18 protein-coding genes and 1 pseudogene are annotated in these 12,739 nt (G+C 69.5%); 16 read left to right on the top strand and 3 right to left on the bottom strand.

All coding sequences use genetic code 11. From position 1 onward, the window contains the following. The first annotated feature begins 92 nt into the window (after positions 1-92). The 9 genes and pseudogenes from AB0J16_RS09825 (at position 93) to AB0J16_RS09785 (ending at position 4,947) form a co-directional block, all read left to right on the top strand. Complete coding sequence (locus AB0J16_RS09825; protein WP_357647091.1) at positions 93-419, top strand: WXG100 family type VII secretion target; 327 nt, start codon at positions 93-95, stop codon at positions 417-419. Between the two features lie 28 nt (positions 420-447). Next, a complete protein-coding gene (locus tag AB0J16_RS09820; RefSeq protein ID WP_357647093.1) occupies positions 448-747 on the top strand; it encodes a WXG100 family type VII secretion target in 300 nt (99 codons plus the stop codon). A gap of 8 nt (positions 748-755) precedes the next feature. Beyond that, a complete protein-coding gene (locus AB0J16_RS09815) occupies positions 756-1,136 on the top strand; it encodes a hypothetical protein (protein WP_358536634.1) in 381 nt (126 codons plus the stop codon). An 8-nt stretch (positions 1,137-1,144) separates the two neighbouring features. Continuing rightward, positions 1,145-2,470: a hypothetical protein gene (locus AB0J16_RS09810; protein WP_358536632.1), complete on the top strand. Its 1,326-nt coding sequence runs from the start codon at positions 1,145-1,147 to the stop codon at positions 2,468-2,470. A gap of 3 nt (positions 2,471-2,473) precedes the next feature. Continuing rightward, complete coding sequence (locus AB0J16_RS09805; protein ID WP_225290145.1) at positions 2,474-2,800, top strand: hypothetical protein; 327 nt, start codon at positions 2,474-2,476, stop codon at positions 2,798-2,800. Positions 2,801-2,894: 94 nt separating this feature from the next. Continuing rightward, a complete protein-coding gene (locus tag AB0J16_RS09800; RefSeq protein WP_358536629.1) occupies positions 2,895-3,653 on the top strand; it encodes a hypothetical protein in 759 nt (252 codons plus the stop codon). Continuing rightward, on the top strand, positions 3,653-4,084 hold the full coding sequence (locus tag AB0J16_RS09795; RefSeq protein ID WP_358536627.1) for a hypothetical protein: 432 nt from the start codon (positions 3,653-3,655) through the stop codon (positions 4,082-4,084). The genes AB0J16_RS09800 and AB0J16_RS09795 overlap by 1 nt, the downstream gene beginning before the upstream one ends. 74 nt (positions 4,085-4,158) lie before the next feature. Further along, positions 4,159-4,574 (top strand): annotated as a pseudogene (locus tag AB0J16_RS09790) (RNA polymerase subunit sigma-70); the annotation flags it as partial. Positions 4,575-4,749: 175 nt separating this feature from the next. Beyond that, positions 4,750-4,947: a hypothetical protein gene (locus AB0J16_RS09785; RefSeq protein ID WP_358537566.1), complete on the top strand. Its 198-nt coding sequence runs from the start codon at positions 4,750-4,752 to the stop codon at positions 4,945-4,947. A 214-nt stretch (positions 4,948-5,161) separates the two neighbouring features. On the opposite strand, the gene AB0J16_RS09780 is transcribed toward AB0J16_RS09785, so the two are convergent. Further along, a complete protein-coding gene (locus AB0J16_RS09780) occupies positions 5,162-5,827 on the bottom strand; it encodes a helix-turn-helix domain-containing protein (protein ID WP_358536625.1) in 666 nt (221 codons plus the stop codon). A 141-nt stretch (positions 5,828-5,968) separates the two neighbouring features. On the opposite strand from AB0J16_RS09780, the gene AB0J16_RS09775 reads away from it, so the two are divergent. The 7 genes from AB0J16_RS09775 (at position 5,969) to AB0J16_RS09745 (ending at position 10,059) form a co-directional block, all read left to right on the top strand. Then, positions 5,969-6,805 (top strand): maleylpyruvate isomerase N-terminal domain-containing protein, encoded by an 837-nt coding sequence (locus tag AB0J16_RS09775; RefSeq protein ID WP_358536622.1) that lies wholly within the window; start codon positions 5,969-5,971, stop codon positions 6,803-6,805. 130 nt (positions 6,806-6,935) lie between these two features. Then, the gene (locus AB0J16_RS09770) at positions 6,936-7,352 is read left to right on the top strand and encodes an ArsR family transcriptional regulator (RefSeq protein WP_358536619.1); all 417 of its coding nucleotides are present in this window, start codon (positions 6,936-6,938) and stop codon (positions 7,350-7,352) included. Between the two features lie 80 nt (positions 7,353-7,432). Further along, positions 7,433-8,032, top strand: a complete 600-nt coding sequence (locus tag AB0J16_RS09765; RefSeq protein WP_358536616.1) for a helix-turn-helix domain-containing protein — start codon at positions 7,433-7,435, stop codon at positions 8,030-8,032. Beyond that, complete coding sequence (locus AB0J16_RS09760; protein ID WP_358536613.1) at positions 8,032-8,595, top strand: carboxymuconolactone decarboxylase family protein; 564 nt, start codon at positions 8,032-8,034, stop codon at positions 8,593-8,595. Before AB0J16_RS09765 ends, AB0J16_RS09760 begins: the two co-directional genes overlap by 1 nt. 9 nt (positions 8,596-8,604) lie before the next feature. Then, the gene (locus AB0J16_RS09755; RefSeq protein WP_358536610.1) at positions 8,605-9,171 is read left to right on the top strand and encodes an SDR family NAD(P)-dependent oxidoreductase; all 567 of its coding nucleotides are present in this window, start codon (positions 8,605-8,607) and stop codon (positions 9,169-9,171) included. Positions 9,172-9,337: 166 nt separating this feature from the next. Then, positions 9,338-9,796 (top strand): SRPBCC domain-containing protein, encoded by a 459-nt coding sequence (locus AB0J16_RS09750; RefSeq protein ID WP_358536607.1) that lies wholly within the window; start codon positions 9,338-9,340, stop codon positions 9,794-9,796. 32 nt (positions 9,797-9,828) lie between these two features. Further along, positions 9,829-10,059: a hypothetical protein gene (locus AB0J16_RS09745; RefSeq protein ID WP_358536604.1), complete on the top strand. Its 231-nt coding sequence runs from the start codon at positions 9,829-9,831 to the stop codon at positions 10,057-10,059. A 912-nt stretch (positions 10,060-10,971) separates the two neighbouring features. On the opposite strand, the gene AB0J16_RS09740 is transcribed toward AB0J16_RS09745, so the two are convergent. Together AB0J16_RS09740 and AB0J16_RS09735 are read right to left on the bottom strand one after the other, a co-directional pair. After that, positions 10,972-12,414, bottom strand: coding sequence for a serine hydrolase domain-containing protein (locus AB0J16_RS09740; protein ID WP_358536601.1), 1,443 nt, complete (start codon positions 12,412-12,414; stop codon positions 10,972-10,974). Positions 12,415-12,521: 107 nt separating this feature from the next. Further along, positions 12,522-12,662 carry a hypothetical protein gene (locus tag AB0J16_RS09735; RefSeq protein ID WP_358536598.1) on the bottom strand — a complete coding sequence of 47 codons (141 nt, stop codon included), beginning with the start codon at positions 12,660-12,662 and terminating at the stop codon, positions 12,522-12,524. Positions 12,663-12,739 lie beyond the last annotated feature (77 nt).

Genomic DNA, 12,739 nt, shown 5'->3' with positions numbered 1-12,739 from the left:
ACATTTCCAGGAATGTTGAAGTCAGATCGGCCCTCCCGCGCACCGGCTTATGGTGCTCGCGTTGTCCCATGTTCGATACCGGGAGGTGAACCGTGGCGCAGCCGACCACTTATCAGCAGGGCAGTCAGCACGACGCGGCCGCTCGCGCGCTGACCGCGCACGAGCACATCACGCAGATCCACAACAGACTGCTCCAGATCCCCGAGCAGCTCGGCGGCTCGTGGAAGGGCGAGTCGGCGACCGTCTACACGCAGGTTCTCAACGAATGGAACCCGCAGTTCAAGAAGGTCATCGACGCCCTCCACCAGATCGCCGAGAACCTCAAGGGCTCGGGGATCGAGTACGAGGAGGCCAGCACCTCCACCCAGGCCGTCACGAAGAACCTCATGGCCGCGCTCAACGGCGGTGCCGTCAAATGAGCGGGATCGACGTCAGGGAAGGATCTCAATGACCGGTGGCGGAGACATCATCCTCGCCGATTTCGACGAGATGGAAGAGATCGCGGCCGAGCTCGGCCGGGCGTACGCCAACCTCGTCGGCGAGCTGACCGACCTCGAGAACGACCTGAAGATCCTGGAGACCTGGGACGGCTCCGCGAAGGGCGTCTACCTGGAGGCCAAGCGCCAGTGGAACGAGGCCGTGGTGACGATGGGTGACACCATGCAGCGCTTCGGCCCGGCCCTGCACGACGCGACCGAGATCATGCGCGACGCCGAGCAGGCGAACGTCCGGCGCTGGGGCACCTGAGCCGAACGATGGCTGAAGGCGACCACGGGATACCCGCCGAGCTGGTCATCGACCCGGCGGCGGCCGGTGACCAGGCGATGTGCCGGCCGGACGCGCTGCTGGACGTCGCCGGGGCGATGTCGAGGGATCTGCTGCCCCGGCTGGAGTCGGCCGGGCACCGGGTGCCCGACCTGTCGTTCACGGCCGTCGGGGACTGGGATGTGGCACGCGGGTACGCCGAGACCATGCAACGGGCGCGCATGGCCACGGTGGACACGATGGGGTTCGTGACCGAGCTGGTCAGCAGAGTCGTCGAGGACCTGGTCGCCACCGCGAACACCGTCAGGGACGCCGACCAGCGGGCCGGCGAGACCGCTCGCCGTACCGGATCTGCCGGATCTACCGGATAGAGGCGCGCGTGGGAGAACCGAAGCCGATCAAGGAGGGCGCGCTGCCGGCCGGCGCGCCCGAGAGCTACGGCGGGCGCGACTCGATCCGGCGGTTGATCATGAGCACGCGGCCCGAGGAGTTCGGCGGTGTCGCGGACGCCTACCAATCGGCCGGCACGCTCCTTGACCAGACGATCAAGGAGTTGTCCCAATACGCCTCACGTCTCGTCGCCGATGGAAACTGGGGCGGCGAGTCGGCGCGGGCCATGCTCGGGCGGATGGCGCGGGTGCAGTCGTATCTCGGCACGCTGCGGAGCCAGATCGGCGACATCCCGTCATCCGTCCAGCAGGCCAGCCGTGAGCTGGCCACGGCGAAGGAGCAGTTCGAGCCGGCCACCCAGGAGCAGTACGCCACGGTGGACACCGGCTCGTACATCTCCCGGGAACTGAGCAACGACCCGGACGCCGACGCCCGGCGCTTCCTCTCGGATCTGAACGGCCGCTTGAGAGACGCGCACGAGATCCTGCCCGAGCGGCTGCCGTGGGACGCCGACCTGGCCTCCAGCGCGCCGTACCTGCCTACGCCGGTCGTGCGCGACAGCACGCCGACCGGTGGCGGGATCGACTTGGAGTCCACGCGCCCGGTCGCCCGGCTGGCCAGTGTGGATCCGGCGAGGTCACCTATCTCGGCTGCGCCGCAGACCGGGCCGCTCGCCTCGGCGGTCCCTGGAACCGCCGCTCCCCCGATCCTCGGGACGACGCCGGGCCAGGTCCCCGGGCTGATCACGTCAACCGGCGGAACGCCCTCCGTGGCCCAGCTCACCGGGTATCCGCCGACGACCGGGACCCAGCCGACCACGTCCGAGCCGACACGCTCCCTGACCGGCACCCGGCCCGACACCGCACGGAACGACCCCACGCGTACCGGCCCCACGCGTACCGGCCCCACGCGTACCGGCCCCACGCGTACCGACAACCCGCGGACCGACTCCGAGCGGACCGGCGACCCGTACCGGTCCGGCCCCATGCGCTCCGCCCTTGACGTCCTGGACGAGAGCCCCATCGCCGACCAGGCCCGCAGCCCGCTCGGCGGCCTCCCGCGCGAGACCGGCCCGTCCGTACGGCCCGGCGTCGTGCCGGTCGTGGACGGGACATGGCCCGCTACGAATCCCACATCGTCCGGCGGCCCCACAGGGGCGGCCGCCGGTACCGGTGGCATGCCGTTCATGCCGATGGGCGGCGGCCCGGCCGGGTACGAGGGTGCGCCGGTCGCGCACCGGACGGCCCCGCCGCCCCCTGATGAGCCGGGCCTGTTCCGTCCCGCGTACGATCCCGGCCAACCGGTGGTGGACTGACCCATGACATCCGACAGCGACCTCAAACGCATGGAGATGAACGCCGACTCCGTCCGTGAGGTCGGCCGCAACATCGCCGGCAAGCCCATGCAGCGCCTCAACGACATGACCCGCGTCGTCGCGGGGCTCAACGTGCACTCCGGCGCGTACGGCCTGTTCGGCTTCTTCGGCTCGTCGCTGGCGGACGCGCTCGACCAGGTCAAGCTGGCTGCTCACCAGTACGTGTCGGCGACCAGGCACGAACTGGCCGAGATGGAGTCGAAGGCGTTCGACACGGCCAACACCGCCGTCCAGGGCGACGGCGCGGCCACCCGCGTCACGGCCGTCTGAGAGCCACGGTCCGAGAGCCGCTGTCCGAAAGCCGCTGTCCGAAAGCCGCAGTCCAAGAGCCGCTGTCCGAGAGCAAGTCTGAGAGCGAGGACACATGCCAACACAACCGCAGTCCGTCATCGCCGGCGCGGGCATGGCCCAGCTGGGCTCGGCACTGCTGGGCGGCGGCCGCGCGAAGTACGCGGCGATGATCATCGCCCTCACCGCCGCCGACACCCCCGAGCTGCGCCAGGCCGCGCAACAATGGGAGGAGCTGTCGGCGGGACTACGCGAGCACCCCCAGCTGGTCCAGGAGTCCGTCAAGGACGTGCACTGGATGGCGACGAGCGCCGAGCTGTTCCAGCAGACGGTCGACACGCACAGCGACGAGGTCGCCGACAAGGCCGACCTGCCGCAGGCCACGGCGGACTCCATGCGCACCTCGGCCGACGCTCTCGACTTCGCCGGGAACCTGATGTTCGACGTGGGCGCCGCCATCCTCCTGGCGGGGACGATCTACCAGCTCGGGCGGATCAACCCTTATATCCGGCCCGCCGCAGAGGTGGCGGCGACGATGTTCGGCCGCCGGGCCGACCAGCAGGCCGGTCAGGGCGCCTTGAAGCTGCAGACGTTCCTCAGGGGCTCGGAGAGCCTGGCCGGCAAGATCGCCGGCCGGTTCACCAAGGTATCGCCCGTCAAGAAGCTGATCCTCGGCGGCGCGACGGCGATAGGCGGCGGGATGGTCGCCAATTCCGCCGTGGCCGACGACCTAAGCGAGACGGCCCTCCCGAAGGGCAACCAACCGAACCCGAACCAGCGCAACCAGCCGAACCCGACGCAAGGCAACCAGCCGAATCCGACGAAGGAAGTGTGATGCCGGCTTTCGACGAAGCGGCCATCGATCGCATGATCGCCGACACCCAGCGCCCCTTGGACGGGTTCGCGGAGCTGTACGAGCAGGTCCTGGCCGTACAGGGGTTCGCCCAGGACGCGGAGAAGCTGGTGACCGTGGAGTGCTCCACCCAGGGTGTCACCGCGCTGGACATCAACCCGCGCGCACTCCGCTGGGGCTCGGACAAGCTCGCCACCACGATCCTGGAACTGATCGGCGCGTCACTGGCCGACCTGCAGGAGAAATCGAACGCGCTCATGACCGAGCGCTGGGGAGCGGCCCCGCCGGACCTCACTGAAGAGGGCAACCCAGCCGAACTGCGCCTGCAGAACGCCCAGGACACCTACGACCGGGCCATGGAGAACGCGATGACCGAACTCACCCGAATCCAGCGACGGGTGGACGGCTCCTAGACCCGTCGATGTTCCTGGTCCGGTCTCCTGTCACATTCGACGCCTTCGCGGGTTCATGTCTTTGAGCCTTGACATGGCTGACCACGGTTGTGGCTCGGGATTGCCTGCACACGCTGCGTTCCCGGCGGCAGCGGCGGGAGGAGACGCACCTGCCCGAGCCGGTCGTGATCCTGAGCAGCGACCTCGACCCCGAGCAGGAGGCGTTGCCGGCCGACTCGGTGGGGCCGGCCCTACTCGTGGTGCTCGACCGGCTCAGTCCGGCCGAGCGGTTGGCGTTCGTGCTGCACGACATGTTCGAGCTGCCGTTCGACGAGATCGCCGGGATCGTGGGCCGTACGCCGCGCGGCAGCTGGCCAGCCGGGCGCGGCGCCGGGTGAACGACGCCGCGATCCCATCGCCCGACCCCGATCTGGTGCGGCAGCGGCAGGTGGTCGACGCCTTCTACGCGGCCTCACGGGCCGGCGACTTCGACAGATTCCTCAGCCGCCTGTCACATCGCCGGCACGCGAGGGCTCATAGGGGCGACAACATTTCCCAAGCACCATGGAGGACACCGTGGGACCACGGGTCCCCGACGCCGGCACACACCTGTCCGAGATCCAGGAGTTGGCCGGCGCGATGGTTGTTCGGCGTTGGCCGGGACCGACGGTGCGGCCCAGTGTTTCTTGGTCTGGCACCAGGCGAGCCAGGAGGTGACGGCGGCGCGGTTGCGGTTCCAGGTCGCCGGCGCGCTCGCGCCCCACAGCTCGGCGAGCGCGGCGCCGATCTCGGCGTTGGCGGCTGCGGCGAGGGTGACGTGTCCGCCGCGCAGTGCGGCGATCTTCGGGGCGGCGCTCATGTCGGCCGCCGTAGGACGGCTGTAGCGATGTACCAGATAACGTGCCGGAGTCGCGCACCGCCCCGGTGAGGGGTTGTCCTGGTCAGCGCACGGCCACTATCACGTATATGTCCGAGACGGTGCGCAGGGCCGGAAGGGGTGACCGTAGGAATCGTCCACGGGACCCAAACTGTGTACATCTTCATTCGTGACCTGCACCGTTGATGCTGGGCGGCCATGACACGCCCCCACCTGACCCGCTATGACACTGGCCCGCGATCCCTTTCCGCCGCATTGCGGCCGCCTTGCTCGAAAAGGAGTCGCACGGCAGCTTCATCGCCTTCGACGTCGATAAGCCCACGGGCATCGTCAAGGGTGAGCACGCCCGCGGCCAGCCCGAGAACGATCGAGGCGTCAGCGTGCACGACGGCATCGAGATCGCCACCATCGTGCAGGGTCACCTCGATGCCTGAGCCCGTCGCCCGCACCTGGAGCAGTCGGCCGTCGACCGCGATCCCCACCCTCGACGTCTGGTGTGCGGCCGCCTTGCCGGTGAGCAAGGCGCGGAGGCCGACGATGAGCCAGTCGGTGTGGAAGCGGTCGCCGCCCGGCCCGCGCGCCATGAGCGGCGTGGACCAGCGGATGAGGCTGTTGATCGACTCCCGCAGCTCGGTGCCCCAGGGGGTGAGTACGTACACGATGGCGCCGGCCTCCTCGGCCGGCCGCCGCTCGACCACGCCGGCGGCCTGAAGGTCGCGCAGACGGTCGGTGAGCAGGTTCGTGGCCACGCCGGGCAGCCCATCGAGCAGCTCGCGGTAGCGGGCGGGAGCGATGAGGAGCTGGCGGACGATGAGCAGATTCCACCGGTCGCCCACGACATCGAGCGCCCGGGCGAGACCGCAGTACTGGCCGTAGCTCCGACTCATGGCGATCACTTTACATTCTCAAGTGCGCCTGACAATATCCAGCACATCGCCGGTGGGTGTGGTCATGGCTGACGCAGGAGGTCGATGACGGGCCTCTACTCCAGGCGAGACTCCGGCTCTGATATCCAGGGAGGTGCTGACATGGTCCCGACCGCGGCGTATGGCGGTGCACCCGACACCATGGCGCGGGCTCGTGTGGCGTTGCGGGAGGTTGTTCCCCGCCTGGTCGCACTGGTGCGGAGCGTCCCGGACCCGCACGCCATATCGGTCGGCGCGTGGACGGTGGGCGATGTCGCCGCTCACCTGGCTCATGTTTTCCGCTTCGACACTGACGCCGTCGCCGCACGCCCGGTCCCGGACGCCATGGTGACGACGGCCGGTATGGCTGAGGTCAACGCGAAGATGCTGGCCGAGGACGGCGAACGGGCCCCCTCGGTGCTCGCGGATCGTATCGCCACGCTTGCCGGCGAGTTCGACGACATCGCGGCGCGTTCGCGAGCGGCCACTGTCGCCTGGCTGCAAGGCGCCCGCCTGCCGCCTTCGGCGGTGGCGTGTCACCTGCTCGAGGAATGCCTGATCCACGGCCACGACATCGCCACAGCCACCGGGCGCTCGTGGCCGATCCAGCGCCACCACGCTCTGCTCGCGGTCGAGGGCGGCGTACTGCCGCTCATCGCGGCGCTGCCGCCCACGGCCTTGGTGAACCAGGAGAAGGCCGGATCCTTCCGAGCTCGCTTCGATGTGCGCCTACGTGGAGGCGGACGCACGTTGATGGTCTTCGACCGTGGTTCGCTGACGCTCGATGCGGGGTGCGCACGCGATGTCGACGCGCGCCTGTCCGCCGATCCCGCAGCTCTCATGCTGGTGTTCATCGGCCGGCAAGGCATAGCGAAACCGCTTCTAGGTGGAAAGCTCGCCGCTTGGGGCCCTCGGCCATGGAAGCTGGCCCGCATGCTCTCCGTCATCAGCCCCCCGTAGGGCCGTTCGTTCTGGTCGCGGATCCGAGTCCCGAGCCGACGGGCCGCTGATCGGAATGTACGACCCGGACGGGCTGGGCGCGGTGCTGGCCGACGGCCGTGAGCGGGGCTGAGGCGAGCTTCGCGCCCCCGTGGCCAAGTCGACGCTCAGCCACCATCTACGCGTGCTGCGCGACGCCGGCATCACCCGGACCCGCCAGGAAGGCACCCGCTGCTTCGTCGCCGCCGCCCTGTCTCTGGCGGTGGCCCTCGCCCGCGCCGCCGTCGTGGCCCGGCTGCGGCGGCTGCTGCCGCATGTGTCCAGGGCCAGTGGCGCCCTGCTCACCCTCGCCGGCCTGTACGTCCTGTATTACGGCTGGTACGAGCTACGCGTCTTCGCGGGCGCCGATGCCGACGACCCGATCGTGGGTGCGGCGACCGCCGTGCAGGCCACCATCGCCGGTTGGGTGGGTGGGCTCGGTCCGGGGTGGATCGCGGCCGTGCTCATCCTGCTCGCCCTGGCGGCGCTGGCGGTGCGCACGGCGCGCCGCGGCGATCGAGCTCGCTAACAGGATCCTGGGAAGAAGGTTGCCCTCGACGTCGCCATCTCCTATCTTGGAATAGTCGTTCCAAGATAGGAGATGGTGAGATGCCCGACATCAAGCACTTCGATCCCGACATGACGCTGGACCAGGTCGTACGCCTGTTCTGGCAGCGCGGGACCGAGGTCACCGGCATCGCCGACGTCGTCCAGGCGACCGGGCTCAGCCGCTCCAGCCTGTACGCGACCTTTGGTGGCAAAGCGCAGCTGCAGGCCGCCGCGCTGGGCCGCTATCTGGAGCGGCAGTCGCGGCCGGTGTTCGACGCTCTGGCCGCCGACGATCGCGGCGTGCCGGCCATCGCCGCGTTCTTCGAGCGGCTGGTGGCGGCGCGGTGTTCGGGCGAGCACGCCCGCTGGGGATGCCTGGTCACCAACACTCACGCCACCGCGAGCGGTGGCCTGCCGGAGATCCGGGAGATTTTGGACCGCCACCACGACGCGCTGCGGGCGGCGATGCGCGCCGCGCTGGAAGTCGCGCGTACGAAGGGCCAGCTCCGGGATGGCGTGGATGTGGGGGCTGCCGCGGAAGCGCTGACCCTGCAGGCGTACGCGGTCAACCTGCGCTCGCGAGCCGGCGCCGAGGCGGGCGTCCTGCTGGCGGGCGTGCACGCCGTACTTGACGGTTTCACCACTACCAAGGAGAGATGATGAGCGGTTTTCGCACCTACGACGAAAGCGACGCCCCCGAGGCCGCCCGCCCCATGCTGGAGGCGGCCAAGAAGCGGATGGGCTTCGTGACCACGCTGAACGGGGTGATGGCCGAGTCACCGGAACTGCTGGCCGGCTACAACGCGCTGGCCGAGCAGTTCGGCAAGTCGTCGCTGCCGGCGGCGGCCAAGCAGGTGGTGTTGATCACGGCCAGTGTGGAGAACGGTTGTGAGTACTGCGTGGCCGCGCACTCCACCCTGGCGCTGCGTGCCCGGGTGCCGGCCGAGGTGGTCGAGGCGCTGCGCGCGGGGCGGCCGCTCGCCGACGAGGCACTGGAGGCGGTCCGCCGCCTGACCCGTGCGGTGGTGGTGCAGCGCGGCTGGGTGGAGGAGGCCGAGATCGAGGCGTTCCTGGCCGCCCGGCACACCCGCCGCCACGTGCTAGACGTCGTGCTCGGCGTCGGCATGAAGACCCTGTCGAACTACACCAACCACATCGCCCACACCCCACTGGATCCGGCCTGGCAAGACCAGGAGTGGACCCGCGAGCAAACGGCAGTCTGACCTCTCCCCATGCCGACCTGGCGTCGCCCCTGGCCAACCCACGGGTGGCGCCGGCTGCTGGACCAGCCGCTCACCGACTTACACGCCCGGCTGGCCCTCAACGCCGTCACCCACCTGGAGTTGGTACACGCCTTGGCACCGCGCATGGTCGCCCGCGGCCACGGCGGCATCGTGCTGGTCTCCGCCCTCGGCGCGCTGCAGGGACTGCCCAACATGGCGCACGAGAGCGCCGCCAAGGCTTATGTGCTCAACCTCGGCGAGGCCCTGCACCACGAACTCGCCCCCGACAAGATCAACGTCAGCGTTCTGCTGCCCGGCAACGTCGACACCCCGATCATCGACACCTTCGGCCTCGACCGCTCGGCCCTGCCCATCCGTCCGCAACCGGCGGACAAGGCCGTCGCCGAGTTCATGACCGCCTTCCTCAAGGGCCGCACTCTGCACATCCCCGGACGCGGAATGCGCATGATGACCCGGCTGCTGCCGCGCCCCCAGGCCGTCCGCATGAACGGCCGCATGCTCGGCCAGGCAGCCCGCAACCTCGCCACCCGCAACCCGGCCGGCACCCGGACATGACCACCATCCGCTTCCACGGCGGATGCTCCAGAGCGGGTGCATCCCGCGTCTGCTGACCGCCCGGGGCATCCCCATGGGCCCACTCGCCCTTCTCGCATGCCCGCGGCGGGCGCATCGGCCTGACCCGGCGCACACCATCCCGAAACCCCGGCAGGAGTCCCCACTCATGACCATGACGGCCGCACCAGCCACGCAGACCTACCACATCTTCATCCGGGCACCCCGGCAGCGCATCTGGGACGCGATCACCCAACCCGACTACAGCGCTGGATATCTGTTCGGCGCCCTGGTCGAAACCACCGCCGAGATCGGCTCCCTGTTCCGCTATCACTCCCCGGACCGCACGCAGCTGTGGGGCGATGAGACCGTGCTGGACGCCGAGCCGCCGCATCGGCTCGTCGTGAGCTACCGCGGCTTGTACAACCCCGACCTGGCCGACGAGCCGGCCAGCCGGGTGAGCTGGCAGATCGAACCCGCCGACGACGGCACCTGCCTGCTCACCGTGGTGCACGACAACCTCGAACACGCCCCCAAGACCGCTGCCCGTGTCGCCGGCCCAGGCTGGATGCGCGTGCTGAGCGGCATGAAGACTCTGCTGGAGACCGGCTCACCGCTCAACGCCTGACCGAGCGGTCGGCTTACCTCTCCCGTCAAGGCATGACCTTCGACGACACGCTGCTCATCGACGGCAGAGGGGGCAACTGCGCAGCCTTCCAGCAGCAAGGAGGGACCGCGCTGCGATGGAAGATGGGCACCAATGACACCGCCGAGGTCGTGGACGGTCTAAACCGATGGCTGGAGGCCCTTCCGCACCTTGCGGCACCCGCAGCCTCCCCCGGCCGTAGCGGGAATGAGCGCCGGCATCAGCCTGCGACGGACGCTAAGTGACCGCCGGAGAGTGCGGTGGGCGGCTCATTGCATGGTGAAGCGCAGCGAATGGTCGAACGAGTCCGGACAGGTAAACACATAAAGCGCGTAGCCGCGGCCGATGACGATCGCCGTGGGCATGTTCGGCTCAGCCAAGGACTCGAACTCGCCGGTGGGGTAGCCGGCTCCTCGACGGGCCGCCAGCTCCCGCCGTACGGGCTCTCCCAGCGCCTTCCAGATCGGCTTGTTCCTGCTCGCTCAGCACCAGGCTCTCACCCCGTCTGGTACGACCCCAAGCCTGCGCGAGGATGCGGCGCCTCAGCCGGACACCTTCGGTCGCCACCTCCCCTTTGTGAAACGTCTCACAGGTCGGCCAGGACTCATCTGCCGGCCACAGCAGCGGCCCGCCCACCGAACTGTCCCCAGGCCCCGGGTCTCCTGGCCGTGGATGCAGGCGCGTCGCCGTACGACGGTAGGCGGCCAGCTCTGGGAACACCGCGGCGATGTCGACGGGCCGGGGTGGTGTGGTCCGGGAGGGCGTCATCCAGACAACATACTGATGGCAGGTGACACAGTTCGGCACCGCCTGAGCGTCCGGGCTGGGCCTATCCGCCCCGGCACGGTCGGAGCACTTGCCATACGGGAAGCGATCTTCTGGGTCCCTGGTTCGCCCAGGTCACGCACACTCGTGAATACCCCGAGTACGAAGGCGTTCGACACGGCCAACACCGCTGTCCAGGGCCGGCGCGGCCACCCGCGTCATGGCCGTCTGAGTCGCGGCCATCGACCGCATGATCGCCGACACCCAGCGCCCCCTGGACGGGTTCGCGGAGCTGTACGAGTAGGTCCTGGCCGTACAGGGGTTCGCCCAGGACGCAGAGAAGCTGGTGACAGTGGGGCACACCGCCGGCGTTTGACGCCCGTCACCATCACCTACGCGACGTCGGGCCGGGTCATCAGCGGCGACCGCAGATGCAACTCCAGGCTGGGGCTGGTCAGGGGCACGGTGCTCCACGTCGCCACCGCTGTCGCCGCGTCGGCGTCGAGCACCAGCCGGACCCGGTGCGGGGTGGTGATGACGTAGAGGTCGGCGACGAACGTGTCGCCCTGCCAGGCGCCGGCGGCGACGACCGGGCGGCCGAGCGGCGAGCTTTCCCGCCATTCGCCGTGCCCGACGGCGACTTTGAGGGACGACCCGAGCCGCAGGTGCCATCCGCCCTCCACCGGCTCCACGGCCACCGTGGTGCCGTCGGGCAGGGCCGAATCCTCGGCGGAGGCGTCGATCCTCGCCGCACCCGAACGGGAGGGGGCAGCCGAACCCGGCACCTGCGCGAGTGACAGCCGCCGCAGCCGATCGGCGAGGATCTCGTCGTCCCGGGCGCTTCCCCCGTCATCCAGGCCGGGCAACAGGCAGTCCCAAAAGACGCCGGGCAGTGCGTCTACCTGCTCCACGGCGGCGGTCACGACGACCACGAGATCGTGGGACGGGACGACCACGCATTGCTGGCCGAAGGCGCCGTCGCCGTGATAGCCGTGACGCGACATCCAGAACTGGTAGCCGTACCCGCGAAGAAAGTCGGGGTTGGGCGAGTCGTCATCGAGTTGCCGGGTCTCGATGTGCGTCTCGATGTGCCGTCTGGTCGCGAGCTCCACCCATTCGCGCGGGACGAGCCGGCGGTCGCCCCAGACGCCTCCGCGCAGCAGCAACTCGCCGAAAGCGGCGACGGCCTCGGTCGTGAGGTGCAGCCCGTGGAATCCGAAGGCGGCACCGCTCGCCACCCGATCCCATTCGGCGTGGTCGACGCCCATCGGCTGGAACAGGCGGTCGTCGAGCAGCTCCGGCAGGCCGCGGCCGGTGACCCGTTCCACCATCCGGGCCAGGACGAAAGTGGTCGCGTTGTCGTAGGTGTGCCGGGCTCCCTCAGGCTCGGAGAACGGTACGCGCAGGAAGCCCTTCACCAGGTCGTCGGGTTCCAGCTGCCAGGCCGCGGCGAGGCTGTCCGTGCTGTGCCCGGCCGTCATGGACAGCAGGTGGTGCACGGTGATGCGGCGTCCCTGCTCGGAGATGTCGGCCGGAACGTGGTCCGGCAACACGTCCACCACCCGGTCGTCCAGCGAGAGCAGCCCGTCGGCGATCGCCAGCCCCACCGCGATCGCGGTGAACGACTTGGTCAGCGAATAGAGCAGATGCGGGCGCCCGGCCGAGTACGGCGCCCACCAGCCTTCGGCCACGACGTGACCGTGGCGTACGACCATGATGGAATGGAGCTCGATGGATTGTGCTTCGAGCCGGTCCAGCAACGCGACGATCGAGCGGGACGAGACCCCCGAAGCCGCCGGTGTCGAGCGCGGTAGCAAGGCCGGCTGAGAACGCATGCGGGCACCGTAACAAGGCGATCTGCCCGATTCCACGGAATTTCCTACGCGACGACTGGCACCACATGTGGATTGCCTGGACGGGTAACGAGCGTGTCAGCGCACGATCACCGCCAGGAGAGCATCTGCTGGGCGTTGTCCAGGATCGGGCCCGGGGCCTCGGCGGGCGCGCCGATCCTGCGGGAGGCCACGGCCTCACCCAAGCCAGGCCCGGCCACCCGAGCTGCGAAGGCGTTGTGGCTGGTCACAGGGGATGTGGGCGCGGCCGTCGCCGTCGCGGCGACGACGGATACGGCAGCGGGCAGATCGTCGAGCCGGCATCCCC

It is taken from the genome of Nonomuraea sp. NPDC049750 (assembly GCF_040659625.1).
In the GTDB taxonomy this organism is placed as follows: domain Bacteria; phylum Actinomycetota; class Actinomycetes; order Streptosporangiales; family Streptosporangiaceae; genus Nonomuraea.
The sequence above is the reverse complement of the archived record's forward strand: the minus strand, read 5'-3'. Positions and strand labels throughout refer to the sequence as shown.